This window comes from Paraburkholderia atlantica, assembly GCF_009362785.1.
In the GTDB taxonomy this organism is placed as follows: domain Bacteria; phylum Pseudomonadota; class Gammaproteobacteria; order Burkholderiales; family Burkholderiaceae; genus Paraburkholderia; species Paraburkholderia atlantica.
Genome location: NZ_WHNQ01000018.1, coordinates 70341 through 95469 on the forward strand (window position 1 = coordinate 70341; position 25129 = coordinate 95469).

The 25129-nt window shown below is 62.5% G+C and carries 23 protein-coding genes and 4 pseudogenes; 14 read left to right on the plus strand and 13 right to left on the minus strand.

Translation table 11 applies throughout. From position 1 onward, the window contains the following. Position 1: 1 nt before the first annotated feature. The 4 genes from GCT19_RS23965 to GCT19_RS23980 all read left to right on the plus strand — a co-directional run bounded on the left by GCT19_RS23965 (position 2) and on the right by GCT19_RS23980 (position 4981). Positions 2–1246, plus strand: coding sequence for an SfnB family sulfur acquisition oxidoreductase (locus tag GCT19_RS23965; protein ID WP_152853279.1), 1245 nt, complete (start codon positions 2–4; stop codon positions 1244–1246). Continuing rightward, positions 1246–2664: an LLM class flavin-dependent oxidoreductase gene (locus GCT19_RS23970; RefSeq protein WP_152853280.1), complete on the plus strand. Its 1419-nt coding sequence runs from the start codon at positions 1246–1248 to the stop codon at positions 2662–2664. Before GCT19_RS23965 ends, GCT19_RS23970 begins: the two co-directional genes overlap by 1 nt. Then, positions 2661–3791, plus strand: a complete 1131-nt coding sequence (ssuD, locus tag GCT19_RS23975; protein ID WP_152853281.1) for an FMNH2-dependent alkanesulfonate monooxygenase — start codon at positions 2661–2663, stop codon at positions 3789–3791. Before GCT19_RS23970 ends, ssuD begins: the two co-directional genes overlap by 4 nt. 125 nt (positions 3792–3916) lie before the next feature. Continuing rightward, positions 3917–4981 carry an LLM class flavin-dependent oxidoreductase gene (locus GCT19_RS23980; RefSeq protein WP_152853282.1) on the plus strand — a complete coding sequence of 355 codons (1065 nt, stop codon included), beginning with the start codon at positions 3917–3919 and terminating at the stop codon, positions 4979–4981. Positions 4982–5027: 46 nt separating this feature from the next. On the opposite strand, the gene GCT19_RS23985 is transcribed toward GCT19_RS23980, so the two are convergent. The 6 genes from GCT19_RS23985 to GCT19_RS24010 form a co-directional block, all read right to left on the minus strand. Beyond that, entirely contained in the window at positions 5028–6275 is a 1248-nt protein-coding gene (locus GCT19_RS23985) for an acyl-CoA dehydrogenase family protein (RefSeq protein WP_152853283.1), read from the minus strand. Positions 6276–6326: 51 nt separating this feature from the next. Further along, on the minus strand, positions 6327–7331 hold the full coding sequence (locus GCT19_RS23990; protein WP_018433214.1) for an NrtA/SsuA/CpmA family ABC transporter substrate-binding protein: 1005 nt from the start codon (positions 7329–7331) through the stop codon (positions 6327–6329). A gap of 40 nt (positions 7332–7371) precedes the next feature. Then, entirely contained in the window at positions 7372–8115 is a 744-nt protein-coding gene (locus tag GCT19_RS23995) for an ABC transporter ATP-binding protein (RefSeq protein WP_018433213.1), read from the minus strand. Continuing rightward, positions 8112–8951, minus strand: coding sequence for an ABC transporter permease subunit (locus GCT19_RS24000; RefSeq protein ID WP_184128986.1), 840 nt, complete (start codon positions 8949–8951; stop codon positions 8112–8114). The genes GCT19_RS23995 and GCT19_RS24000 overlap by 4 nt, the downstream gene beginning before the upstream one ends. A 416-nt stretch (positions 8952–9367) precedes the next feature. Continuing rightward, positions 9368–11008 carry a chaperonin GroEL gene (gene groL, locus GCT19_RS24005; RefSeq protein ID WP_321576861.1) on the minus strand — a complete coding sequence of 547 codons (1641 nt, stop codon included), beginning with the start codon at positions 11006–11008 and terminating at the stop codon, positions 9368–9370. Between the two features lie 10 nt (positions 11009–11018). After that, complete coding sequence (locus GCT19_RS24010; RefSeq protein WP_321576862.1) at positions 11019–11309, minus strand: co-chaperone GroES; 291 nt, start codon at positions 11307–11309, stop codon at positions 11019–11021. Between the two features lie 281 nt (positions 11310–11590). Between GCT19_RS24010 and GCT19_RS24015 the strand changes: the two genes are divergently transcribed. Next, complete coding sequence (locus GCT19_RS24015) at positions 11591–12874, plus strand: acyl-CoA dehydrogenase family protein (RefSeq protein WP_152853286.1); 1284 nt, start codon at positions 11591–11593, stop codon at positions 12872–12874. Between the two features lie 64 nt (positions 12875–12938). On the opposite strand, the pseudogene GCT19_RS24020 reads toward GCT19_RS24015, so the two are convergent. Then, positions 12939–13178 (minus strand): annotated as a pseudogene (locus GCT19_RS24020) (nitroreductase family protein); the annotation flags it as partial. A gap of 191 nt (positions 13179–13369) precedes the next feature. On the opposite strand from GCT19_RS24020, the gene GCT19_RS24025 reads away from it, so the two are divergent. Continuing rightward, positions 13370–13594 (plus strand): hypothetical protein, encoded by a 225-nt coding sequence (locus GCT19_RS24025; RefSeq protein WP_152853287.1) that lies wholly within the window; start codon positions 13370–13372, stop codon positions 13592–13594. A 32-nt stretch (positions 13595–13626) separates the two neighbouring features. Further along, entirely contained in the window at positions 13627–14457 is an 831-nt protein-coding gene (locus GCT19_RS24030) for a CmcJ/NvfI family oxidoreductase (protein WP_152853288.1), read from the plus strand. Between the two features lie 119 nt (positions 14458–14576). On the opposite strand, the gene GCT19_RS24035 is transcribed toward GCT19_RS24030, so the two are convergent. Further along, positions 14577–15404 (minus strand): ABC transporter permease, encoded by an 828-nt coding sequence (locus tag GCT19_RS24035; protein WP_152853289.1) that lies wholly within the window; start codon positions 15402–15404, stop codon positions 14577–14579. Continuing rightward, positions 15397–15684, minus strand: a pseudogene (locus GCT19_RS24040) (sulfonate ABC transporter substrate-binding protein); the annotation flags it as partial. The pseudogene GCT19_RS24040 and the gene GCT19_RS24035, both read right to left, overlap by 8 nt. Positions 15685–15686: 2 nt before the next feature. Between GCT19_RS24040 and GCT19_RS24045 the strand changes: the two are divergent. After that, entirely contained in the window at positions 15687–16379 is a 693-nt protein-coding gene (locus GCT19_RS24045; protein ID WP_265334633.1) for an LLM class flavin-dependent oxidoreductase, read from the plus strand. Positions 16380–16423: 44 nt separating this feature from the next. Here GCT19_RS24045 and GCT19_RS24050 read toward each other — a convergent pair whose 3' ends face one another. Continuing rightward, complete coding sequence (locus GCT19_RS24050) at positions 16424–17032, minus strand: carboxymuconolactone decarboxylase family protein (protein ID WP_152853290.1); 609 nt, start codon at positions 17030–17032, stop codon at positions 16424–16426. Between the two features lie 34 nt (positions 17033–17066). Then, positions 17067–18413 carry an MFS transporter gene (locus tag GCT19_RS24055; protein WP_152853291.1) on the minus strand — a complete coding sequence of 449 codons (1347 nt, stop codon included), beginning with the start codon at positions 18411–18413 and terminating at the stop codon, positions 17067–17069. A 266-nt stretch (positions 18414–18679) separates the two neighbouring features. Between GCT19_RS24055 and GCT19_RS24060 the strand changes: the two are divergent. Together GCT19_RS24060 and GCT19_RS24065 are read left to right on the plus strand one after the other, a co-directional pair. After that, positions 18680–19090 (plus strand): annotated as a pseudogene (locus GCT19_RS24060) (sugar ABC transporter substrate-binding protein); the annotation flags it as partial. Between the two features lie 88 nt (positions 19091–19178). Next, positions 19179–19490, plus strand: coding sequence for a hypothetical protein (locus tag GCT19_RS24065; RefSeq protein ID WP_227717704.1), 312 nt, complete (start codon positions 19179–19181; stop codon positions 19488–19490). A 32-nt stretch (positions 19491–19522) separates the two neighbouring features. Here GCT19_RS24065 and GCT19_RS24070 read toward each other — a convergent pair whose 3' ends face one another. Then, a complete protein-coding gene (locus GCT19_RS24070; protein WP_152853292.1) occupies positions 19523–20443 on the minus strand; it encodes a LysR substrate-binding domain-containing protein in 921 nt (306 codons plus the stop codon). A 275-nt stretch (positions 20444–20718) separates the two neighbouring features. Here GCT19_RS24070 and GCT19_RS24075 point away from each other — a divergent pair, with 275 nt between their 5' ends. The 3 genes from GCT19_RS24075 to GCT19_RS24085 are packed head-to-tail and all read left to right on the plus strand — an operon-like array spanning position 20719 to position 23693. Beyond that, positions 20719–21855: a branched-chain amino acid ABC transporter substrate-binding protein gene (locus GCT19_RS24075; protein ID WP_152853331.1), complete on the plus strand. Its 1137-nt coding sequence runs from the start codon at positions 20719–20721 to the stop codon at positions 21853–21855. 6 nt (positions 21856–21861) lie between these two features. Next, entirely contained in the window at positions 21862–22407 is a 546-nt protein-coding gene (locus tag GCT19_RS24080) for an L-2-amino-thiazoline-4-carboxylic acid hydrolase (protein WP_152853293.1), read from the plus strand. Next, a complete protein-coding gene (locus tag GCT19_RS24085; protein ID WP_152853294.1) occupies positions 22404–23693 on the plus strand; it encodes a M20 family metallo-hydrolase in 1290 nt (429 codons plus the stop codon). The genes GCT19_RS24080 and GCT19_RS24085 overlap by 4 nt, the downstream gene beginning before the upstream one ends. Here GCT19_RS24085 and GCT19_RS24090 read toward each other — a convergent pair. Beyond that, a pseudogene (locus GCT19_RS24090) lies at positions 23656–24109 on the minus strand (ABC transporter permease subunit); the annotation flags it as partial. The gene GCT19_RS24085 and the pseudogene GCT19_RS24090 sit on opposite strands and share 38 nt — an antisense overlap. Before the next feature lie 180 nt (positions 24110–24289). Between GCT19_RS24090 and GCT19_RS24095 the strand changes: the two are divergent. Beyond that, positions 24290–25108, plus strand: coding sequence for a MetQ/NlpA family ABC transporter substrate-binding protein (locus tag GCT19_RS24095; RefSeq protein ID WP_018435872.1), 819 nt, complete (start codon positions 24290–24292; stop codon positions 25106–25108). Positions 25109–25129 lie beyond the last annotated feature (21 nt).

The following is a 25129-nucleotide window of genomic DNA, read 5'->3' on the forward strand; positions in this document are numbered from 1 at the left end:
CATGAGCATCGATATTTCCGAAGACACGGCCGCAGATACGCGCGAGCTGCAGGTGCAACGCACGCCCGACCTCATTACCGACGATGCCCACGCGTTGCGCGTCGCAAAACGTCTCGCCGAGGAGTTCGCACCCGAAGCGGCGGCGCGCGACCGCGAGCGCCGGCTGCCGTGGGCCGAACTCGATGTGTTCGTCGCGAGCGGGCTGTGGGGCATGACCGTGCCGCGCGAGTTCGGCGGCGCGGGCGTGAGCAGCGCAACGCTGGCCGAAGTGACGGCGACGATCGCGGCCGCCGACGGTTCCCTCGGCCAGATTCCGCAGAATCATTTCTATGCGCTCGAAGTGCTGTGCGTCGGCGCCAGTGCCGAGCAGCAGCGCTTTTTCTTCGATCGTGTGCTGGCGGGCGAGCGCTTCGGCAATGCGCTCGCCGAAACCGGCCACAAGGATTTCAAGCGACGCACGCGACTCACGCGCACGACGGCTCGCTGGCATATCGACGGCCGCAAGTTCTATTGCACCGGCGCGCTCTACGCGCACTGGATTCCCACGCTGGTCATCACGGAAGAGCTCGGGCGTGACATCACGTGTCTCGCGTTCGTGCCGCGCAACGCGCAGGGCGTCGAAGTGATCGATGACTGGGATGGTTTCGGCCAGCGTATTACGGGCAGCGGCTCGGTGCAGTTCAATCACGTGCGCGTCGAACCGGAATGGGTCGTGCCGTTTCAGGCATCATTCGAACGACCGACCACCATCGGACCGGTCGCGCAGATCATGCATGCAGCGATCGATCTGGGACAGGCGCGTGGCGCGTTTCAGGCCGCATTGCAGTTCGTGCGCGAGCATTCGCGGCCCTGGATCGACGCGAAGGTGGACCGCGCCACCGACGACCCGCTGACCATCGCACAGTTCGGCGATCTCGCTGTACGCCTGCGTGCGGCCGAGGCTTTGCTGCGCCGCGCGGCACGCTTCGTCGATGCCGCGCAGGCGGGTCCGTCGGATCGCTCGGTGGCGGAAGCATCGGTGGCGGTGGCTGAGGCGCGCGCGCTCACCACGACGATTTCGCTCGATGCAGGCTCGCGCCTGTTCGAACTGACGGGCACATCGGCGACGCTCGATGGCCTCGGTCTCGACCGTTTCTGGCGCAACGCTCGCACGCACACGCTGCACGACCCGGTGCGCTGGAAGTATCACGCGGTCGGCAACTACTACCTCAACGACAAGCTGCCGCCCCGGCACGGAGCCTTGTAATGACACGCAAACAGATCCTGCTCAACGCGTTCAACATGAACTGCGTAGGCCACATCAATCACGGATTGTGGACGCATCCGCGCGATCGCTCGGTCGATTATCGTCAGTTGCCGTACTGGACCGATCTCGCCCGTACGCTGGAGCGCGGCCTGTTCGATGGCCTCTTTCTCGCCGATATCGTCGGTGTGTACGACGTCTATCAGCACAACGTCGACGTGACATTGCGCGAGTCGATCCAATTGCCTGTCAACGATCCGTTGCTGCTGGTCTCGGCGATGGCGGCCGTGACCGAACATCTGGGCTTCGGCGTGACGGTCAATCTCACCTACGAGCAGCCGTATCTGCTCGCGCGCCGCTTCTCGACGCTCGATCATCTGACGCAAGGGCGCATTGGCTGGAACATCGTCACCGGTTATCTGGACAGCGCGGCGCGCGCGATGGGGCTCAGCGAGCAGCTTCCGCACGACGAACGCTACGAACGCGCGGACGAATATCTCGACGTGCTCTACAAGCTGTGGGAAGGCAGCTGGGAAGCGGATGCCGTACGGCGAGACAAGGCCGCGCGTGTGTACGCGGACCCGGCGAAGGTGCATCCCGTTCGACATGCAGGCCGTTACTACAACGTCGACGGCCATCACCTCGCGGAGCCCTCGCCGCAACGTACGCCGGTTCTGTTTCAGGCGGGCAGTTCCGGGCGTGGCCAGCGCTTTGCCGCGCGTCACGCCGAATGCGTGTTCATCTCGCCGCCGAATCGCAAGGTTGCGCGCGAAACCGTGCAGACGCTGCGCGAGCAGCTCGTGCAGGCAGGACGCCGGCCCGACGACGTGAAAGTGTTTGCCGGTGCCGCCGTCGTGGCGGCCGCAACCGAACACGAGGCGCGCGAAAAATACGCCGACTATCTGCGCTACGCGAGCCGTGAAGCGGGCCTTGCGCACTTTGCAGCGAGCACGGGCATCGACTATTCGCAATACGATCTCGACGCGCCTGTCGACTACGTGCCGGGCAATGCGATCGAATCAGCTACGCGCACTGCGAAGCAGCATGGCTGGACGCGCCGCAAACTGCTGGAAATGTTCGAGCTTGGCGGGCGTTATCCCGCCATTGTCGGCAGCGCCGCGCAGGTTGCGGATGAACTGGAATCGTGGATCGACGAAACGGGTATCGACGGTTTCAATCTGAGCCGCACGGTGGTGCCGGAGAGCTACGAGGATTTCATCGATCTCGTCGTGCCCGAGTTGCAAAACCGCGGCCTCTACAAGACCGCCTACGCCGACGGCACTCTGCGGCAGCGGCTATTCGGCGAAGGCGATCAACTCCCGGAACGCCACGCGGCGGCAAGGTACCGACGTCGTGCGACGGAGCCTGTGAATATAGATACGACAGGCGCATCGCAGCGCCTCGCAAAGGAACACTCATGAGTCTCGACATCTTCTGGTTTCTGCCGACTTCGGGCGATACCCGCTATCTCGGCAAGTCCGACTTCGGCCGGGCGCCGACCAACGAATACATGCGCCAGATCGCCGTCACGGCCGACCAGCTCGGCTACGACGGCTTGCTGATTCCGACGGGCAGCAGTTGCCAGGACCCGTGGGTCACGGCTGCGAGCCTGATACCCGTGACACAGCGCATCAAGTTGCTGGTCGCGCTGCGCACGTCGATCAGCGGACCGACGGCGGCCGCGCGCCAGGCGGCGACGCTCGATCAGGCCTTGAACGGGCGCCTGCTGCTCAATGTCGTGCCGGGTGGCGATGCGACGGAACTTGCCGCCGACGGAGTGTTTCTCCCGCACGACGAACGCTACGCAGCCGCCGATGAGTTTCTGACGGTGTGGCGCGAGCTGCTGTCCGGCAAGACGGTTGACTACAAGGGCAAGTATGTCCGTGTCGAGCAGGCGCGTAATTTTCATCCGCCCGTGCAGCAGCCTTATCCGCCGCTGTACTTTGGCGGGTCGTCGCCGGCTGCGCATGAACTGGCCGCCAAGCATGTCGATGCCTACCTGACGTGGGGCGAACCGCCCGCTGCCGTCGCTGAAAAATTCGCCGATGTCCAGCGCCGCGCCGCGGAGCACGGGCGCAAGCTGCGTCTCGGCGTGCGTCTGCACGTGATCGTGCGCGAGACAAACGAAGAGGCATGGGCGGAAGCCGACCGCCTCATCAGCAAGCTCGACGACGAAGACATTCGGCGCGCGCAGGAGAACTACGCGCGCATGGATTCCGTTGGTCAGCAGCGTATGGCCGCATTGCATGGCGGGCGTCGCGACAAGCTGGAGATCAGCCCGAATCTCTGGGCAGGCGTGGGGCTGGTGCGCGGCGGCGCGGGCACGGCGCTGGTCGGCGATCCGCAGACGGTGGCGCAACGGCTGAAGGAATATGTCGATGCCGGCGCGGACAGCTTCGTGTTATCCGGCTATCCGCATCTGGAGGAATCGATTCGCTTCGCTGAGCTGGTGTTTCCGCTCTTGCCCGGCAAGAAGCCGGTGACACTGCGCGATCAGGTGCTAACCGGCGGTGCGTTCGATGTGCGTGCGGGTCAAAACACACGCTGAGCGGCATCGACGGCATGTGCGCAACATGCCATTTCGATAATTCGATAGCAGCACAAAATAGATCGCGCGAACGGATGCGGCGGTAGCATACACAGCCTCAATGGACGTGTATCGATCAGGCACCGATGGCAACAACCTCACTCCCGCGGTTCGGCATTTGGGCGCTAGTGCACGGCAGCCGTGCAGCGCTACAGGACCCCGACGAACCCTACGATGCATCCTGGGCCCGCAACAAGGCACTCGTGCTGGAGGCCGAGCAACTCGGCTACGATTCGGTGCTCGTCGCGCAGCATACGATCAACCCGCACGACGCTTCGCTCGATCAGCTCGAAGCATGGACGGCGTCGGCGGCACTGGCGGCGTTGACTTCGCGTATCGAGATCATCGCTGCTATCAAGCCATATCTCTATCATCCCGTCGTGCTGGCCAAGATGGCGCAACAGATCGAGCACATCAGCGGCGGCCGGTTCGCGATCAATCTGGTGAATGCGTGGAACCGTCCGGAACTCGAGCGTGCTGGTATCGGGTTTCCTGAACACGATGAGCGCTATGCCTACGGCCGCGAATGGATCGCAGTGGTGGATGCGCTGTTGCGCGGCGAAACGCTGAATCATCAAGGCGACCATTTCCGTATCGACGACTACGCGTTGCGGCCCGCCGACCCGTTCCGCGCACGTCCGCGTATCTACGTGGGCGGCGAGTCGGAGCCGGCGCGCTCGCTGGTGGCTGCGCATGGCGATGTGTGGTTCATCAATGGCCAGCCGTATGACGATGTCGCGCGCCTGATCGGCGATGTATCGGCGCGAACGCGGCGAGCGGGGCAGGCGCCGTTGCGCTTCGGCTTGTCCGCATTCGTGATTGCGCGACCGACGCAGGCCGAAGCCGACGCACACCTTGCGCATCTCTTTGCACTCGCCGAACTCGACAAGCCGTTGCGCGAGCGGCAGAAGGCGAATATCGATCCCAACGTGGTGATGATCCAGACGTTCGCGCAATCGGCACGCGTGGGATCGAACGGCGGGACGGCCGCGGGGTTGGTCGGTGATTACGACACGGTGGCGCAGCGTATCGCTGAGTTCCATCGTGCGGGCATCGAACTGTTCATGCTGCAGTTTCAGCCTTTCGAGGCTGATATGCGTGTCTTCGCGCAAGAAGTGGCGCCGCGCGTGCGCCGCCTGCTTGCCGACTGAGCGCACAGGATAGCAACAGGCCACGTTGCGACGTGGCCTGTTGCTATCAGAAGAATGCGCCTGTCGGGGGAAGCTGCCCGTTCAACAGGTTTTGCCCAAGCAGACGCTCTTTGTAGAGCCGGGGATTGTGCGAGGCCATCACCTTGATATTGCGCCAGTGCCTGTCGAGCGCACCGACGCGCGAGACGACCGAGCCTGAGCCGAGATCGATCAGCCAGGTGGCAATCTGCGGCGCGAGGTCGTCGATCACGACCTTTGCCTCCGACGCCGCGAACGTTGCCGCGAGTGTCGCATCATATTCGTCGCTTGTGCCATAAGCGTCCGACGCGAGTTGCAGCGCGCTGACCGCGCGATCGGCCGTTGCCTCGACGCTCGCGGCATATGCGCGGATGCGGCCAAGCAAGGCCTGGAGCACCGGTTCATCGGCGGGATGCGCGGTTTCGCCGTGATAGAAGTTGCGCTTACGTGCGCGCAGCACGTCCACCGCGTCCAACGCGACGCGTCGCGCGATGCCCGCAATGCAGTTCGTCAGATACACCTGATGGAAGGTAAATCCCCAGGGCGCGGCTTCGTCGGAGCGCGGCGGATCCTGCGGATAAACCTGCGCGGCGGGGACCGTCACAGCACGAAATCTCGCAGTGCCGGAGCCCGTCAGACGCTGGCCAAAACCTTGCCAGTCATCATCGTCGCTGACGCCTTCGCCGCGCTCGAGCACATATTGCACGGTGCGGCCCTCGCGGCTTTCGACAGCGACCCCGACGAAGGCGTCGTTATACAGATTGCCCGTCGCGTAGATCTTGTCGCCCGAGCCGACATAATGCTGTTGTGTATCGTCCCATTCGAGCTTGCTGAGCACGCGGCTCGATCGTGCGCCCGCGGCGCGCGCATCGGTTTCGGCAAAACTCAGTCCGATGGTTTTCTTCTGCGCAGTCAATGCAAGCACGTGAGCGTGAAACGGATGGTCTCGTCGCCGGAGCGCCGCTTCGACTTGCCACAGATGATTGCGAAACGCGTGAGCGATATTCGAATCTGCCGCCGCTACATCGCGGGCTACTGTCAGAAGTTCGCTCAATCGCAGGCCGTGCCCACCGGCATCGGAGGGCAGGCGCAATGCGCCGAAGCCGTGCGCCTTGAGCGCGCCGATCTCGTCGTACGGCAGACGGTGAGCCAGTTCGCGCTCCGCCGCAGTCGACGCGATATCGTCGATGACACCCGACAGGCCGAGCGCAATGGACAGCGGCGAAACCAGCTTCGGCTGTCCGCTATGAGCGATGGTTGGATCAGAGTCAGCCATGCGTGTGGCGCTCTTCTCGGATAGTGTGATGTGTGTTCATCGGCGGCTGCATCAAACCTTGACGCTGTAATCCGCGACCTTGATGCGCGAGTTGATGATCCTGCGTTCGGCGAGCCAGTCGGCGGCGCGCTGCAACTGCGCGATGAATGCCGCGTCGTCGGGTTCGTGGAACTGATTGACGCGCTTGAGGCTTGCCAGATAATCGCGTACCTGGTCCGGATATTTCGCTTCGCGCTGCACGAGCTGTTCGGATTCGACCGGATGCGCCGACTGCCACGCGCCTTCGACGTAATACGCGTCGATCACCGCGCGCACCAGTTCCGAGTTCTCGTCGGCGAACTTACGGCGCGTCACCAGCGAGCTGTAGTCGATCAGGAACTCGAGGTCGCGGCCTTCGTTGAAGATGTCGTGCGCGTCGTTCGAAAAACGCGAGATATCGACGGCGGGCGACCACATCGACCATGCGTCCACCTTGCCTTGCGCAAACGCGGGCGCGGCATCGGGTGGATTCAGATAGACGAACTGAACCTTATCGCGATCAATGTGGTTCTTCTCCAGCGCTGCAATCAACAGAAACTCGCCGAGTCCCGAGCGGTTGACGGCGACCTTGCGGCCTGCCAGATCCGCGACCGAATTGATGCCGCTCGACTTCTTCGTGATGATGGCTGTCGAGCGCGGCGAATAGACGTCGAACGCAGTGAAGACGATCGGCGAGCCGGCGAGCATCGCGGCCAGCGCCGGCGTTGTCGAGCCCCAGAAGCCAAAGTCAGCGCTGTTTCCGACCACGGCCTGGATTGACGGTGCGTGGTTCGGAAACGGGCCGATCCATTCGACCTTGATGCCCTTCTCGGCAAGCGTCTTTTCGAACACGCCGCGTTGCTTCGCGATATCGGGCAGGCTGCCATAGCCCCAGCCGATGCGCACCGTGTCAGTGTTGCGTGTCAGCTTGCGCGGCTCGGCGGCGCGCACGGGCAGCACGCTGCTGGTGGCGAGACCGGCCAGCAGTCCACCCGCCGCCCGCAAAACCTGGCGGCGGCCAGATGAGTGATCGTTCATTGTTTTAAAGTCCTCGATGTGATGCTGAAAAGCGACCCGATCAGTGAGCACGTACGCCCAGCTCGTCGAGCAGGACGGATCGCAACTCCTGTGGTGTGTGGTGTTTGGGCTGGAAGGAAGCGGCGATGCGCCCCGCGCGCATCACCAGGATGCGATCGGCGAGCGTGAGCGCTTCGTCGACGTCATGCGTGACGATCAGCACGCCGGGCTGATGGCGTGCCACGAGTTCCTTGACGAGTCCGTGCATCTTGATACGCGTGAGAGCGTCGAGTGCCGCGAATGGTTCGTCGAGCAGGAGCAGCGCGGGATCGCGAACGAGTGCGCGTGCCAGCGCGACGCGTTGTGCCTGACCGCCCGACAGGTTGCGTGGCCAGTCGTTTTCGCGGCCGGACAGGCCGACTTCATTGAGCGCATGCGCGGCACCCGCGCGGCCAACCGTTGCTTCATGGCCAAGCGCGACGTTTTCCCATAGCGTGGCCCACGGCAGCAACCGGTGCTCCTGAAACACGACGGAAGGCCGCTCTGGTGCACGGATCTGTCCCGCATCGGGCCGATCGAGTCCGGCCAGCGCACGCAGCAGCGTGGTCTTGCCGCAGCCGCTTTCACCTAGCAGCGCGACGAATTCACCCTTGTTGATGTCGAGATCCAGCGAATCGATGACGACCCGAGCGCCGTATCGGCGTTGCAGGCCGCGTACCGATACGGCGAGCCCTGGCCGCGCTGCACGCTCTTCATTGAGTTCAAGGATATTCGATTCACGGGATAACGCGAGGCTCGCGCTCATTGGCGTACTCCTTGCGCGTAGTTCGCGTGCCACGACAGAAAGCGGGCTTCGAGCGATCGCACCAGTGCGTCGGCGATCACGCCGATGATCGCGTAGATGATCATGGTCAGCAGAATGACATTGGTTTGCAGGAATTCACGGGCATCCATCGCGAGAAAACCGATGCCCTTGGTTGTCGCCAGCGTTTCGGCGATCACGAGTGCAAGCCATGCATGAGCGAGTGCGTAGCGCACGCCGGTGAGGATGGACGGCATCGCGCCGGGCAGGATGATTCGCCGCACGATGGCGGTCCAGTCGAGCCCGATCACCTTCGCAAGTTCCGTCAGCTTCGGATCGATCTGGCGGATGCCGAGCATTGTGTTGATGTAGATGGGGAAGAGCACGGCAAGCGCGACGAGAAAAATCTTCGCGACCTCGCCAACACCGAACCAGACGATGACGAGCGGCAGCATCGCGAGAAAAGGTATGGCGCGCACCATCTGGATCGAGCGGTCGAACAGCGCCCGCGCGAACGGCGAGAAGCCGACGAGAATGCCCAGCGCAAGCCCGATCGTTCCGCCGATCACAAAACCCGCGGCAGCGCGCAGCAGCGACACGCCAAGATGAACGAACAATTCACCGTTATGCGCGAGATCGATTGCGGTACCGAGCACACTGCTCGGCGCCGGCAGCACCTGCGGCGTGATGAGGCCGAGGCGTGCAGCGGCTTCCCACAGCACAACGACAAGCGCGGGCACCGCCCACGAAAGCCACTTGTACAGTGTGACTTTCGATACACCGGCGCGGGTGCATAAGGGCGAAGCAGACCCATGACGCGAAGAAGTCAGATCAGACACATACGCTCCATGATCGCGGTAAAAAAAATGAACGCTCAGCTGCGGAGTTGTGACGGGCACTCCATCCGAAGTCGACAGGCGATATGTCTCGAAAGGTGCGCGTCGAGCGAAGGTAAGTTTGATATTAAAAGCTGGTCAGCGCTGCGAAGACAAACGCTTTTTTGTGCTTTGCTTTTCAGTTCAGCAGGACAGAGGCGAGCGCATGATTTGACACGATGTCCGAGGGTGAATTTGAGAAAGCGGCGTATCAGGACTCGATTTGCGCGCTAGCGTGTGACGTACGTAATCGAGTTGTGGATGAAGATAAACATGCGTGCACTGACTTGAACGAAACAGACACCGCGCGAATCTCATCGATACGCGCGGCGTTCTTGCGCTGACGCTTCACAGCGTCAGCGAACCTTCTCAAAAATGCCTTAGAAATCGAACCCTGGTCCCCCCGCGCCCGGACCACCCGGCGCAGCAGGCGCTGCATCCTTGGGTGCTTCGTGCACGGTGGCGTCCGTCGTCAACAGCAGGCTGGCCACGGATGCCGCGTTTTGCAGCGCGGTACGCGTGACCTTGGTCGGATCGACGACACCCGTTTCGACGAGATCGCCGTACTGACCCGTGGCGGCGTTGTAGCCATAGTTGCCCGAACCCTCCGCGACCTTGGCGACGATGACGCTCGCTTCCTCGCCTGCATTCGCGACGATCTGGCGCAACGGTTCTTCGAGCGCACGGCGCACGATGTTGATGCCGGCATTCTGGTCGGCATTTGCGCCCTTCAGTTCGGCGATCGCCTGCTTGACACGGATCAGCGCCACGCCGCCGCCCGGCACGATGCCTTCTTCGACGGCCGCGCGTGTAGCGTGCAGCGCGTCGTCGACGCGGTCCTTCTTCTCCTTCACTTCGATTTCGGTCGCGCCGCCCACCTTGATGACTGCCACGCCGCCAGCGAGCTTTGCCACGCGTTCCTGCAGCTTCTCGCGATCGTAGTCCGATGTTGCCTCGGCGATCTGCGCGCGAATCTGCTTCACGCGTGCCTCGATGTTGACCTTCTCGCCTGCGCCATCGATAACCGTGGTGTTCTCCTTGCCGACCTCGATGCGCTTGGCCTGGCCGAGTTCCGCGAGAGTAGCCTTTTCGAGCGTCAGGCCGGTTTCCTCGGCGATCACCAGGCCGCCCGTCAGAATCGCGATGTCTTCGAGCAGTGCCTTGCGACGGTCGCCAAAACCCGGCGCCTTCACGGCTACTGTCTTCAGGATGCCGCGAATATTGTTGACGACCAGCGTCGCGAGCGCTTCGCCTTCCACGTCTTCCGCGATGATCAGCAGCGGGCGTCCTGACTTTGCCACCTGTTCGAGCACGGGCAACAGATCGCGGATGTTGGAGACCTTCTTGTCGTGCAGCAGGATGAACGGCTCTTCGAGCACGGCGAGCTGGCGGTCCTGATTGTTGATGAAGTACGGCGACAGATAGCCGCGATCGAATTGCAGGCCTTCGACCACGTCGAGTTCATCGGCCAGCGACTTGCCGTCTTCGACGGTGATCACGCCTTCCTTGCCGACGCGGTCGATCGCTTCCGCAATGCGTTGACCGATCGATTCTTCACCGTTGGCCGAGATGGTCGCAACCTGTGCAATCTCTTTGCTGGTGGTGGTCGGCTTGCTGATCTTCGCGAGTTCTTCGACGGCGGCGATCACTGCCTTGTCGATGCCGCGCTTCAGATCGAGCGGATTGAGACCTGCCGCCACATACTTCTGGCCTTCGCGCACGATGGCCTGCGCGGGCACAGTGGCTGTCGTCGTGCCGTCACCGGCGGCATCGCTGGTTTTCGACGCCACTTCCTTCACGAGTTGCGCGCCGATGTTCTGCAGCTTGTCCGCAAGCTCGATTTCCTTCGCCACCGATACACCGTCCTTCGTGACGATGGGACTGCCGAAACTCCGTTCGAGCACGACGTTACGGCCTTTCGGGCCGAGCGTGACCTTCACCGCATTGGCGAGCAAGTTGACGCCTTCTACCAGTTTCGAGCGTGCGTGATCGCTGAAGGCGATTTCTTTAGCTGCCGTGATTGCATTCTCCTCAGGATTGAACGACCGCGACGATATCTTCTTCGCGCAGCACCAGCAGTTCGTTGCCGTCGACCTTCACCGACTGGCCCGAGTACTTGCCGAACAGCACACGCTCACCGACCTTCAGGTCGGGTTCGATACGCTTGCCGTCGTCGCCGCGACGGCCCGGCCCGGCGGCGACGATTTCGCCCTGATCCGGCTTTTCGGCGGCGCTATCGGGAATCACGATGCCCGATGCAGTACGTGTTTCCTGATCGAGACGCTTCACGATCACGCGATCATGTAACGGACGCAAACTTATCTGTTTCTTCCTTCAAGGCATAGAGAAATGGGAATCTCGCTGGCACTCTCATGCGGCGAGTGCTGACTGAGAGCCGAGTATAAAAAGCGCTCTGTGCGCGCTCCAATAATCGTTTTGCAGAAACTTAACCGGCCGCACGAGATTAGCAATACACGTAGCGGGCTTAAGACGTCAAGCCGCGCTACACGGTTTGGCGCATATCGTTATCGGCTTTTGTTGGTTGCAGCGGAGTGTTGGCGGCGCTTAGTCTGCAGGGCTCTTAACCTGTCCGGAGACTGTCGATGAGTACGATTCCCGCCGCCCCGCACGACGCCGCCAGCGGCGCCGACGACGCGGAACTCGACGCGCGCTTTGCGCCCGTATTCGAGCGGATTGCCGCCGGTAGTATCGAGCGCGAGCAGAATCGGGAACTCGCCTACGATGCCGTGCGCTGGCTGAAAGAAGCGGGATTTACTGCGTTGCGCGTGCCGAATCGTTACGGCGGCAGCGGCGTGAGCCTGCCGCAGTTCTTTCGTCTGTTGACGCGCCTTGGCGAGGCCGATTCGAATCTGCCGCAGATCTTGCGGCTGAATTCGGGCTTTATCGAAAGCCGGCTCGAAAGCGATGACGAAGCACTGCGCGAGCGCTGGCTGCCGAAGATCGCCGCGGGCGAAACCATTGGTGCGGCGATCTCCGAGCGTACTGGCAGCACGCACAACACCGTCACGCTGGTGGCCGACAAAGGCGGCAACGGCTGGTGGCTGAACGGCGAAAAGTACTACAGCACGGGCACGCTCTACGCGGACTGGATCGACGTTGCCGCGCATGACGGCACCGACGACGTGCGCGTCGTGGTGCGCGCGGACGCACCGGGTGTCGCGCGCATCGACGATTGGGACGGCTTTGGCCAGCGTCTGACGGCCAGCGGCACGACGCGCTTCGAGTCGGTGCATGTGAAAGACGAACAGCTGCTGGTGCGCTACAAGGCGTCGGAGCCGCGCCGCAATACTTCATTGACGGCGTTCTATCAGACCGTCCATCTCGCGACGCTGACAGGCATTGCGCGCGCCGTGCTACGTGACGGCGTGGCCTTTGCGCAGGCGCACACGCGCACGTTCGGCGTGCCTGGCCGCTCCAGTCCGCGTGACAATCCGCTTGTGCATCGTGTCATCGGGCGTCTCGCGAGTCTCGCGTATTCGGCGGAGAGCATCACGGCATCCGTCGCACGTTCGCTGGAAAGCGCGTATCAGGCGCGACTCGCGGGACACGCGACGCAGGAAACCTATATCGCGCTCGACATCGAAGCGTACCAGGCACAGCAGATCGTGATCGAGCAGGTGCTGGAGGCGGCAACGCTGGTCTTCGAAGTGGGCGGCGCGTCAGCAACCAGTGAGACACGACGGCTGGACCGTCACTGGCGAAATGCGCGCGTGCTGGCATCGCATAATCCCGCGATCCAGCGTGAAGCGGCCGTGGGCAATTATCATCTGAACGGCACGCCTTCCAATGAACGCTTCAGCCTCGCGCATTCGCGCAATGAGCTGGAGCGCGCAGCAACGGATAGCGCGGTTGCTGTCAACGGATAACGCGGATTGAACCGTGAGAAGGTGCATCTCGTCGAGATGCGCCTTGCCGCCGAGATGACGGCGCTTAGAACGTGAACTGTCCTTCAGCAGCAAACGCAGCCAACGGATTGCGCGGACTCGGCGATTCGCGCTTCTGCAACCCTTCAGGCAACGACGATTTGTCGCCCGCACGGCCGATGGCGATAGCGGCTTCGACGGCGTAATCATCGGGGATGGCGACGTCCGCGCGGATGCGCTCGCGTTCGATACCGGCAAGACCGTGCGCCTTCCAGCCGGACAAGCTCGCCTGCAGCGCGAAATAGCGACAGGCACGAATCCAAACAATGTTTGTGCCTAAGCAGTGTCGCGCATATTTGCGCAGCCGGGCCGAGCAGCTTCGAACGGCCGGTTCATACATCGTCCACGCGTTGCAAAGCAATGCACAAATGCTTGTTTGTGCATTGCCACCGCACTGACTAGATTCAACTGATATTGCCACGAGCAGGAGGGCGCGTCATGTCGATGAGCCTCGCATCGTTTTACCGTCTGGCCGTGCTTCATCCGTTGGAATTCGTGCGTCAGCGCGCGCAGGCGCGGCCTGTGCCGTCTGTACCGGAGCATACGTGTAAGGACGATCCGGAGCGCCTCGAACGCATTGCCCGCTATGCGCGCGCCGGCTACTTCAACATCACAGTCACATCCGGTTCTTGTCAGATCATCGGCGAAATAGCGCCGGACTGAATTCGTCCACTCGCAGGCATGGAGCGTAACTCATGAGCGATGTCGTCATTGAACAGCCGGCCGTCGTCGAAGCCGCCTTGAACTATCTCGTCGCGACGGGGGAAAAGCCCGCTACCTACGCTTATGAGCCGCCTGCTGGCGTGCCGCAGCGCAGTGGCGTGTATCGGACGCAGCGTGTGAACATCATCAATGCGCGGGTTTCGCCACCGCCGGGTGGTTTATCGCTGGACCGCAACGGTTTCGAGTTGCGGCAGCACGCGAGCGTGCTCAGCGATTTCACGGACCCTGCTGCGATAGAACGCATTTACTATCCGGAGTCGGAGGCGCTGCTAAGGGGCTGGACGGGCGCGAAGCGCGCCGTCATCTTCGATCACACGATTCGCGACGGCCATGCGGCGCGTCCAGGCACCGTGCGCGAGCCGGTCAAGTTCATTCACAACGACCAGACCTTCGTGTCGGGTCCGCGCCGCGTGCGCGATCACCTGCCGCCGCATGAAGCGGAAGAACTGCTCAAGGGCAGGGTGGCGATCGTCAACCTGTGGCGTCCCATCGGATCGACGGTCGAATCGTCGCCGCTGGCGTTGTGCGATGCGCGCAGTATTGCGCCGACCGATCTGGTGCCGTCGGATCTGATCTATCAGGACAAGGTCGGCGAGACCTATGCGTTCGTGTACAACCCGAAGCATCACTGGTACTACTTCCCGCTGATGACGCCGAAAGAAGTGCTGCTGCTGAAGATCTACGATTCCGCCGGCGACGACATCGCGCGGCTGACGGCGCATACGGCATTCGATGATCCGTCGTCACCGCCGGATGCAAGGCCGCGTCGGAGTATTGAGCTGCGTGCGCTATTGTTTTTCTGACGCTTGCCGGAGCGTGCACGGGAATCTGCCTCCCGTGCCGCCAAACGAGAACAGCAGCGCATCCATCGGGACGCACCGGTTCACCTCGTGTCAACAACGCATCGGCGTGATACAGGGATCTACTGATCCCGCACCGCCACGTCACTCGACAGGCGCGCGGCAATGGCGCGCGCCGCGAGATCCAGCAGAAAACCCAGTACGCCGATCACGAGGATGACGGCCGTCAGCTCCGAATACGCGAGCCGGTCGCGGGTATCGAGAATCAGATAACCGAGTCCCGCGCTCACGCCGAGCATTTCCGCAGGCACCAGCACGATCCACAAGATGCCGATAGCGAGTCGCACGCCAGTGAGCACATGCGCAGCGACGCCCGGGACATAGATATGCCAGAGCATTTCCGCACGTGTGGCGGCGAGGCTTTCGCCAAGCTGGATCCAGCGCTGGTCCAGATGTGCGACACCCGACGCCGTGCTCATCACGAGCGGCCAGACAGCGGCGAACGCGAGCAGAAAATACACCGCACGATCGCCAACGCCGAGCGACATCACGGCCAGCGGCATCCACGAGAGCGGCGAGATCATGCGCAAAAACTGCAACGTGGGCGAGAGAGTCTGTTCAAGCCAACGCAGACGGCCGATCGCGAAGCCCAAGGGCACGCCGACCACGACCGCCCATGCAAGTCCGACGGCGATTCGCTTGAGGCTGGTCGCCACATGCACCAGCAGCTGATCGCTGGTGATGAGGGCGGGCAGGGCTTCCAGTGCGCGCTGCGGGGCGAACTGTGCGGCCATCGCATTGTGGCCCGCGAGCAGCGTGACGGCCAGCCACCAGAGCGCCAACGTGGCGGCCAGGCCCGCGACGCCGAGCGCGACACTGCGCCAATGCGCGGACGCCGGTGCCCGGCGCCGCGCGGGCGACGAAGCCTCACGGACTAGCACGCTAGACAAGGATCGTCTCCTTGCGCGTATAGCCCGCCTCCTGACGGAACGCCGACAGGCCACCCGATGCTTCGATGCTTTTCTTCACGAAGCGGTCGTCGACGAGATCGCTTGCGACCTGTTTCGGATCGAGCGATGCGAGGAACTGGCTCGCGCCTTCCACCTGGGTCGCTTTCAGCCGGCGCACGAGTTCTTCCGTGTAGCTCGGATACGGATACGGCTGGAAATCGATGCGTCTCGAGCCCCAGTCCGCGTGCTGGATGGCATGGTCGCCCAGATAGCGCGCCGCTGCTGTTTCAGGCAGGCGGTTCAGAACGCGGCACACGTTTCGCGGCCCAGCACGCGGAGTGCATTTTTCTCGGCGCACCGACGCGTAACGGCCTGTGCAAAGCCGCGCAGAGCGTGCGCACTGCACTCGCCGAAGCGGGCCGCGCGCCAGATAGTGCGCGGCTCTTTGCGATGTTGACCGTGATCGTCGATGAAACGGCGGAGCAGGCGCAGGCCCGTTACGCTGAATATCGTGAGCGCGCGAGCTACGAAGGTGCGCTCGCGCTGCTGTCGGGCTGGACGGGTATCGACCTGTCGCGCTACCAGCTGCACGATACGCTCGCCTATGTCGATACCGACGCGGGCCAGTCGGCGCTCGCCTCATTCAGCAAGCTCGATCCCGACAAGGTGTGGACGGTGCGCGATGCTGTTGAGTTCGTGTCGATCGGGGGACGCGGTGCAGTGGTGGTGGGCGATGCATCGCAGGTCGCGGATGAACTGCAGGCGATTGTCGAGGAAACGGGTATCGATGGTTTCAACCTGACATGGGTCGAGTCGCCGCGCACGTTCCGCGACATCGTGCGCTATCTCGTGCCTGAATTGCAGCGCCGCGGCGCGTACAAGACTCGTTACGACGAAGGCACGTTGCGCGAGAAACTGCTGGGCGGTGACCGTTATCTGAGCGCGCCGCATACCGGCGCGAGCTACCGGCGTTGATCCCACTGAGCGTTTCCCGCGCTCGCGCAACGTGTGTCGTCAGATCAGGTGGCGGTGAATGCGCTGGCGACGTGTAGCGTATGCGAATAAACTGCACCTGCACGCAGAACAACGACGATTGCGTACGCTTCGTCGAGCGCCTCGACGTGTTCATCGGCGTCGAGCGCCCGCTGGTGAAAAAGTCGGCGGCGGGCTTCGTTTGCTTGTGTATAGGCGACTGCTGCCGCAACGATGGAGACGAAGCCAGCCTTGAGCGCATCGGTGTCGAGGACGGCTCGCAGAAAATCGGCTCGCGCGGACGCGATAGGCTTGCCAGCCAGATGCGCTTCGTTGTCGAGCGTGAAGCCTTCCTTGCCGAAGGAGAGCGCCGCATCGCCAAGCGATTCCAGCGCTGCCGCGATATAGCTCACGGCGAACGCCTCCTGCTCCGATGCGCCGAATTTGCGCGCCAGTTCCGCATGATGTTCGATACAGAACACGCAGCGCGTCACCTGCGCCACTGCAACTGCCACGAGATGCTTGTCCCTCTCGGACAGATGCCCGTCGCGCCATACAGGCGCGGACAGCGCCCGAAAGGCCTTCGGGCCTGCATGCTTACGTTCGAGTGCGCCGAGCAGGCGCGCTTCTTCCGCATGGGTACGGTCTTGACTCATTGATTCCTATTCCTCTTCCTTTTACCAGTCAGCGTTAGCCGGCAACGCTCGTCTGCTGAGCGTGACTCGATGCAGCCTGGCTCGCCGAGCGGCGCACGGGATCGGCGGCAGCGAGCACGGCAATCAGGCTCAGCAGGCCGAGCGCGGAGATATACGCGCAGATCAGCCACGGCGCGCCGTGGCCCGCTGCCAGCAAGGCCGCCGCGACGAACGGCGTCAGCCCGCCCGATAACAGCGTGCCGATCTGGTAGCCCAGCGAGATGCCGCTATAACGCACTTCCACGGGAAACTGTTCGGCGAACCATGCCGCACCGGGTGCGTAGATGGCGGCATCGAAGATAGCGAGTTCGATCGCGTACACGAGCGGCAGATAGGTCAGATTGCCGTGATCGAGGAACCAGAAGAACGGCCACGCCAGCATACTGATACCGACCACGGCCCAGATCGCCGGACGACGTCGGCCGATGCGATCGGACAGCGCGGCCCAGAGCGGCGTTGCAATCACCGCGAAGATCGAGCCGATAATCACGGCGCTCAATGCCGCCGCCGCGCCGCCGCGTTTCATGTTCAGATAGCTGATCGCGTAGGTGGTCACGATCGCGTACATCGCAGGCTGCAGCAGGCGCAGGCCAATGGTCACGAACAGCGCGCGCCGATGATGACGGAGCACCTCCGCGACAGGCAGACGGCGGATACGCCCTTCGGCTTTCACGGCGATGAAGGGCGCCGGTTCGTCGATGCGTGTGCGCACGAACACGCCGACTGCGACGAGGATCACGCTGAACAGGAACGGCAGGCGCCAGCCCCACGCGGAGAAGGCATCGGTGGAAAGCGACGAACGCACGATCAAAAACGTCGCCGACGCGAGCAGCATCCCCGCTGCAGAACCCGCCTGTGTGAACGAGCCGAGCAGCCCGCGCGAACGTGGCCGCGCATGCTCGACGGCCAGCAGCGAAGCGCCGCCCCATTCCGCGCCTGTCGCCACACCCTGAAGCAGGCGCAGCAGCACGAGCAGCGCAGTGGCGAGCAGACCCGCCGTCGCATAGCTGGGCAGCAGTCCCGTCAGCACGGTTGCAATACCCATCAGGACGAGCGAGAACACCAGCACCTGCTTGCGTCCCAGGCGGTCGCCGAAGTGTCCGGCGAAGACGGCCCCGAGCGGGCGCGCGAAGAAGCCCACGCCGTAAGCAGCGAATGCGCCGAGGATGCCGGTCAACGGATTGGTCGAAGGCGGAAAAAAGGTGTGACTGAAGATGAGTGCCGAAGCCGTACTGTAGATATAGAAGTCGTACCACTCGATGGTCGTGCCGATGAAGGCGGCGAATCCGACTTTCTTCGAGTTGGCGTGTGCGGTTCGGGTGGCGGGTTGAACGTTCGACATAAAGACTATAAGCAGAATGCAAGCAAGTTGAGAGAACGTCAGTTGTACACTGGTTATCCAAACCTCCTAACGATAATCGATGCTTTACTATCGAGGTATGATGCTAATCGAGCCGCTATATTCGTGAAATGGAAAACATCGCATGGACATACGGCGCGATACTGGCTGAATTCATCGTTGTGACGGGCATGCTCAGGTGCACTGCATGCGCGACACATATCGTTAGCAAGATTGATTCGTTGCAGAAGAGGAAAGTCTTTACTTAGGCTGCGGCATATCGCGCGCATCCGGATATTCGCGTCGTGTTCGCACCGTACGACGAGTTCGCGCGCGGCGCCAAGCTGGCCGCCGACGAAGCGAAGCTGCCGTCGAAGCTGCGCATCTACAGCGCGGACATTTCAACCGCCGATATCGAAGCGATCCGCGCGCCCGGCAGCGCGTGGGTAGCGACAGCAGCGACCAATCCCGCCGTTGTCGGCGCCATGTCGGTACGCGCGGCGGCGTTGCTGGTGGCAGGGCAGGACCCGGGACATCACATCGTGGTGAAGCCGACGCTGATCACGCGCGACGATCTGGTGAGGAACGACATCAAGACGATTGCGGATCTCGGCGCGAAATTCCCCGCGTTCCGTTCGAGCGATGCAGCCACGGCTGCGTGCATTCCTGCTGCGCAGTAAGCCGCGAGGAGCGTGACACAGGCTGGCGCTACCAACGCGTCACTTCGAACCGCTGCAAAACATGGCGGCGCGCAATCCGGGAGAGATCATGCTGTTTTATCACCGTGGGAAAGCCGTCCAGACGTCGGCGGCGAAAAGAGGCCTGCTGTTCGTGTCACGCGTGTCGATTCTCGAGGAAGATGGCGAAGCCACTTCGCTGGGCGACCTGGGCTACTTCGCCAACCGGCAATCGGCGCTGGCGTTCGCCATGCGTTGCGCCACCGCCTTTGCCGACGACGAGCCGATGCCGAAGCCGCCGTGCGAAATCGTGCATGTCACTGGCGCGGCTCAGATGAGCCTCAGCGAGGACGCTGAAAATGCAGCGCCAGACGAGCGCGCAGTGAGCGTCGTGGCGTCGTAGCGGGCACACATTGGCACAGGAGAGCCGCTGCATCATGCAGTGGTTCTGCCGCCATGCTTCTTTGTCAACGTGTCCACGATCCATTGCGCCAGTCTTTGGGCACCATCGGGCAGTTCGGTGCCTGCCCGTACGCAAAGATAGTAGTGCCGCCCATCGTCGAGTTCGTGCTCGAACAGCCTCACCAACTGGCCTGACGCCAACTCGCGTTCAATCAGCGGTGCCCGCAACAGCGCGGCGCCGAGATCGGCGAGCGCTGCATTCAAGGTCAACTGCCCATCCTCGAACAGCGGGCCTTCCGTCCGCGCAACATGCTTCACACCAGCGCTTTGCAGCCAGTGGGCCCACGTGCTGCGGTCTTCGTCGTGGACGAGCGGGACGCTGGCCAGATCGGCAGGGCGTTTGAATGGACCGTGACGCCGCAGGAAGCGCGGCGTGCACACAGGCACGACCGCACCCGACAGCAGGCGCGTGCTCCGATAGCCCGTCCAGTCGCCCGTGCCGAAGCGGATCGAAAGATCGGCGGCATCGCTGTGATAGTAGCGATGGTTCGCATAGAGCACCGTGACGTCCACGTCGTCGTTCCCTTCCAGGAAGTCGTGCAGGCGCGGTATGAACCATCCCATCCCAAACAGCGGAATCAGACTGACGGTGATCTGCCTGCGCGTCGAGCGTTCGCTCACGAAACCCGTCGCGCTGCGCAACACGGCAAAAGCCGTGCTGATGGAGCGGTAGTAGTCGCGGCCTTCGTCGGTCAACGAGAGTGCGCGCCCGTCGCGTACCGTCAGCGCAGTGGTTACGAACGTCTCGAGCAACTGCAACTGGTGACTGACTGCCGAAGGTGTGACGCCGAGTTCACGGGCAGCCCCTGCAACCGAACCGAGGCGTGCAAACGCCTCGAAGGTGCGCACCGCACGTAAAGGTGGATCACTCGCCAAATGCTGAATTTGTTTCATGTATCAAATTATAGGCGTAGGTGGCGGTATGGGTGAAAGTTAAGAAACATACATAAAAACAAGGGCATAAATGCCAAATACCTTCCGGATATATCAATCTGCATTTTGCTGCTTTGCGGCCCGGGGGCGCTTCTCTTTAATGTTTCTCATCTTATGACTTGCGGTGACTCACTGTCGAAGTGACGGCCGCACCCACACAACTACGGTCCTCGATCATGAACAGACATAAGCCCGTGCATTGCGCCCTCGTGACAATTTCCGCGTTCCTCGCCGGGATGGGCTACGCTCACGCGCAGACTCCGCAAACCGTGCTGATCGGCGTAGCCGGTCCGCTGACCGGGCCGTCGGCGCGCATCGGCAAGGATCTGGAAAATGGTGCGCGACTGGCCGTCGATGACGCCAACAGCACGCACCCCACCATCGACGGCAAGCCGGTCGTGTTCAAGCTCGTATCCGTGGATGACCAGTCGGACCCGCGTACTGCCGTCAGCGTCGCTCAGCAACTGGTCGACCAGCATGTGGCAGGCGTCGTAGGGCACTGGAATACAGGCTGCAGCGTGCCCGCATCGCGCGTCTACCACGATGCCGGCATTCCGCAAATCGCGCCCGCGTCCACCGGACACGCGTACACACAGCAGAGCTTCGACACCGCGTTCCGGATCATGGGGCACGACGACGGCAGCGGCGCGTACACGGGTGCGTACGCGGTGAAAACGCTGAAGGCGAAACGCATTGCCGTGATCGACGATCAGACGTCGTTCGGCGCCGGACTCGCGAACCAGTTCATCAAAGGAGTGGAGTGCAACGGCGGCACCGTCGTCACGCACCAGTACGTGACCGACAAGACGGTCGACTATAGTGCGGTGCTCACGGCGATCAAGGCGCAGCACGCGGACCTCATCTTTCTTGGCGGTATCGATAGCGAGGCGGCACCCATCGTCCGGCGCATGCGGCAGTTGCAGATGCAGTCGACGCTGCTGGGCGGCGGCGGTTTCGTCAGCCAGACCTTCCTGAAGCTCGCAGGCCCGCAAGGCGAGGGCGTTACCGCGCTGGAACCAGGACGTCCGCTCGAACGCATGCCAGGTGGGAAACGGTTCGATACGCAATACCGCGCGCGTTATCACGCGCCTATCGAACTGCATGCGCCGTTCGCATACGACGCTGCCGCCACGCTGATCGCGGCGATCGAACAAGCCGGCTCGACCGATCCGAAACGGCTGGTCGCGGCACTGCATGCCATCCAGCGTCCGGGCATTACGGGGACGATTGCTTTCGATGCCGAGGGCAATCTCAAGGATCCGGCCTACACGATCTACAAGGTCAAGGGCGGAAGCTGGGACGTGGTGGACGTCCTGGGCGGTTCGAACAATGCGTCCGCTAATGCGCCGACCACGCAGACTGCAAAGGAGTAAACGGCTATGAGTAAGGGCACGCCTGAACAGGACGCGATCGACAACCTCGGCATATTGGCGCGGCGGCGCATCGAGGCGGAAATTATCAAGCCGATCTACGCCATCCTGAAGCGCGACTTCGGTATCGAGCGTGCTCAGGCCGTGATCGCGGAAGCCGTCAGCGGCGCCGCCGTGCAGGCGGGCGAGCAGTTCGCGCAGCGCGAGCCGGAAGGCACGAGCATCGCTTCGTTCATCGCGCTGCAGACGTTGTGGGAAAAGGACGACGCGCTGCAGGTCGAAGTGCTGCGCGCTGACGACGCGCACTACGACTACGACGTAAAGCGCTGCCGCTACGCCGAGATGTATCACGCGATGGGTCTGGGCGAGATCGGGCATCTGCTGAGCTGTGCGCGCGACAGCCTGTTTATCGAGGGCTACGATGCGCGCGTCAAGCTCGAGCGGACGAGCACGATCATGCAAGGCGGCAAACATTGCGATTTTCGTTATCGGTTGGCAGGCGAGGCATCCGAGCCTTCGCATGTGGACCAGCAAGGCAAGGACACATCGCAATGACAGCTGATCTCCGCGTCAATGCGGCTCGCCTGTGGGACTCGCTGGAGCGCATGGCCCGAATTGGTGCAACGGAAAAAGGCGGCGTGCGGCGGCTTGCGCTGACGCAACTCGACCGCGAATCGCGCGATCTGTTCGTGCAATGGGCGCAAGAAGCGGGCTGCACCGTGCGTGTCGACCGGATGGGTAACATCTTTGCCCGTCGAGCCGGGCGCAATCCTTCGCTCGCGCCTGTCCTGAGCGGCTCACACGCCGACACGCAGCCGAATGGCGGCCGCTACGACGGCATCTATGGCGTGCTTGGCGCGCTCGAAGTGGTGCGTACGCTGGAGGACGCAGGTGTCGTAACCGAGCGTCCCATCGATGTCGTTCTCTGGACCAACGAGGAAGGCTCTCGCTTCGCGCCGGCCATGATCGCCTCGGGTGTGTTCGCAGGCGTGTATCCGCTCGACTATGGTCTGTCGCGCACCGACGCGGCGGGCGTGACCATCGGCGAAGCGCTGAGGGAAATCGGCTACGACGGTGCCGAACCGGTTGGCGGCTTCGACGTGCATGCGCTTTACGAGTTGCACATCGAGCAGGGCGCGATCCTCGAGCGTGCGGGCAAATCCATCGGCGTGGTTTCGGGAGGCCAGGGACAGCGCTGGTATGAAATCACGCTGCACGGTGCCGATGCGCATGCCGGCACCACGCCCATGGACCTGCGCCGCGACGCGCTGGTCGGCGCGGCCCGGCTGATCGATTTCGTCGATGGGCTGGGGCGCCGCCACGCGCCGGATGGTCGCGCCACCGTCGGCATGATCGAATCGCGTCCCAACTCGCGCAACACGGTGCCTGGTGAATGTTTCCTGACCGTCGAGTTCCGGCACCCCGATGCGCAGGTGCTCGATCAGATGGACGCCGCGCTTCGCAAGCAGACGGCAGACGTTGCGCACGGACTTGGCCTCACTTACACGCTCGACCAGATATTCGATTGCGCACCCGTGCCGTTTGCGCCTGCGTGTATCGAGACCGTGCGTAGCGCCGCGAATCATCTGCGCCTTTCGCATCTGGACATGATCTCAGGAGCCGGACACGACGCAGTCTATGCCGCACGCGTCGCGCCGACGGGCATGATCTTCATTCCATGCATTGGCGGCGTGAGTCACAACGAAACGGAGGCCATTACGCAGGAATGGGCGGAGGCGGGTGCGAACGTGCTGCTGCATGCCGTTTTGCATTCCGCCGGCGATCGCGACAGCGACCTACCCGCTACACGTTCCCTAAGCGCTTCTCCAGCCAACGCGTAAGCAGCGAAATCGGATAACAGTAAGCAAAGAAAATAACCAGCGTCGCCAGATAGCTCAGCACGGTAAAGCTCGATCGCGCTACCGTGCTGCTCGCGATCTGCGCCGTGTCGATCAGATCGTGAATACCGACCAGCGAGGAGAGCGCGGTGCCCATCGTGATGATCGCATAGACGTTCATCCATGGCGGCAGCATGCGCCGGATGCACTGCGGCAAGACGATATGCAACAGGATCTGCGCACGCGAGAACGCGAGTGAACCGGCCGCTTCCCAGTGGGTGGTCGGATCGACGCCACCGCGCCGCGAAAGACCTCGGCGCGATGTTGGCGCTGGCGGGAAGCGCGAGTGCAAGCGTCACCTTCAGCCAGTCCGGGAACGGGAACGTCGTGCCGAACAGCGTGAACTCGAACGGAAACACCATGAAGCGCGGCACGCTCGCGGCGGTCGAAGGGATGTCTGCCGTATTCGCATCCAGAAGAAACCAAAGATTGATTTGTTGGTTTGGCGCGGGCTGACGTTTTTGTAAGCTCGCATGCCTACAACCGATAAACCGTCGCCGGACCCGATCCACGGGCGTCACGGCGCAGAGGAGAACCCGATGAAAGTCTTTCGCCGTGCCTGGTCGCCCTTAACCGCCATCGCGCTAGGTGCATTGATCGCAGTCAGCGTGACCGCGCATGCCGCCGATCCCGACAAGAAGGAAATCCGTTTCGGCGCGACGGCCGGACCGTATTCCGATCAGATCCGCTACGGCATCAAGCCTCAGCTGGAGAAGGAAGGCTACAAGGTGACGATCGTCGAGTTCAGCGATTACGTTCAGCCGAACCTCGCACTCGCCGACGGCGCGCTCGACGCCAACGCGTTCCAGCACGAGGTGTATCTGAAGAAGTTTTCGGCGGATCACAAGCTTGCGCTGTCGGAACTGGTGAAGGTGCCCACCGCGCCCATCGGGCTATACAGCCACAAGCACAAGCGCCTCGACGAACCAAAAGACGGCGCAACCGTGTCGCTGCCGAACGACGTCACCAATCAGGCGCGCGCGATCATCCTGCTGCAGCAGCTTGGCTGGGTGACGCTCAAGCCCGGCATCGATCCCGTCAAATCGTCGGAACGCGATATCGACGCCAATCCGCACAAGATCAAGCTGGTGCCGCTGGAAGCCGCCCAGTTGCCGCGTTCGCTCGACGATGTCGACTACGCCTTCGTGAATGGCAACTTCGCGCTGGCCTCCGGTTTGAAGCTAACGGATGCGCTGCTGCTGGAGAAAATCCCGCCGTACTATCTGAACCTCGTCGCGGTGCGCACGGCCGATCTGAACAGGCCGTACGTGAAAGACATCGCGAACGCGTACAGGTCGGCAGGGTTCAGACGTGTGATCGATGAGCGGTTCGCGGGTTTTTCGAAGCCGTCCGAATGAGGTGAACGGGTGGTGCGCAGC

Coding starts and splice junctions, on each gene's coding strand:
- GCT19_RS23965 (WP_152853279.1), top strand. CDS start 2: ATGAGCATCGATATTTCCGAAGACACGGCCGCAGATACGCGCGAGCTG.
- GCT19_RS23970 (WP_152853280.1), top strand. CDS start 1,246: ATGACACGCAAACAGATCCTGCTCAACGCGTTCAACATGAACTGCGTA.
- ssuD (WP_152853281.1), top strand. CDS start 2,661: ATGAGTCTCGACATCTTCTGGTTTCTGCCGACTTCGGGCGATACCCGC.
- GCT19_RS23980 (WP_152853282.1), top strand. CDS start 3,917: ATGGCAACAACCTCACTCCCGCGGTTCGGCATTTGGGCGCTAGTGCAC.
- GCT19_RS23985 (WP_152853283.1), bottom strand. CDS start 6,275: ATGGCTGACTCTGATCCAACCATCGCTCATAGCGGACAGCCGAAGCTG.
- GCT19_RS23990 (WP_018433214.1), bottom strand. CDS start 7,331: ATGAACGATCACTCATCTGGCCGCCGCCAGGTTTTGCGGGCGGCGGGT.
- GCT19_RS23995 (WP_018433213.1), bottom strand. CDS start 8,115: ATGAGCGCGAGCCTCGCGTTATCCCGTGAATCGAATATCCTTGAACTC.
- GCT19_RS24015 (WP_152853286.1), top strand. CDS start 11,591: ATGAGTACGATTCCCGCCGCCCCGCACGACGCCGCCAGCGGCGCCGAC.
- GCT19_RS24025 (WP_152853287.1), top strand. CDS start 13,370: ATGTCGATGAGCCTCGCATCGTTTTACCGTCTGGCCGTGCTTCATCCG.
- GCT19_RS24030 (WP_152853288.1), top strand. CDS start 13,627: ATGAGCGATGTCGTCATTGAACAGCCGGCCGTCGTCGAAGCCGCCTTG.
- GCT19_RS24050 (WP_152853290.1), bottom strand. CDS start 17,032: ATGAGTCAAGACCGTACCCATGCGGAAGAAGCGCGCCTGCTCGGCGCA.
- GCT19_RS24055 (WP_152853291.1), bottom strand. CDS start 18,413: ATGTCGAACGTTCAACCCGCCACCCGAACCGCACACGCCAACTCGAAG.
- GCT19_RS24065 (WP_227717704.1), top strand. CDS start 19,179: ATGCTGTTTTATCACCGTGGGAAAGCCGTCCAGACGTCGGCGGCGAAA.
- GCT19_RS24070 (WP_152853292.1), bottom strand. CDS start 20,443: ATGAAACAAATTCAGCATTTGGCGAGTGATCCACCTTTACGTGCGGTG.
- GCT19_RS24075 (WP_152853331.1), top strand. CDS start 20,719: ATGGGCTACGCTCACGCGCAGACTCCGCAAACCGTGCTGATCGGCGTA.
- GCT19_RS24080 (WP_152853293.1), top strand. CDS start 21,862: ATGAGTAAGGGCACGCCTGAACAGGACGCGATCGACAACCTCGGCATA.
- GCT19_RS24085 (WP_152853294.1), top strand. CDS start 22,404: ATGACAGCTGATCTCCGCGTCAATGCGGCTCGCCTGTGGGACTCGCTG.
- GCT19_RS24095 (WP_018435872.1), top strand. CDS start 24,290: ATGAAAGTCTTTCGCCGTGCCTGGTCGCCCTTAACCGCCATCGCGCTA.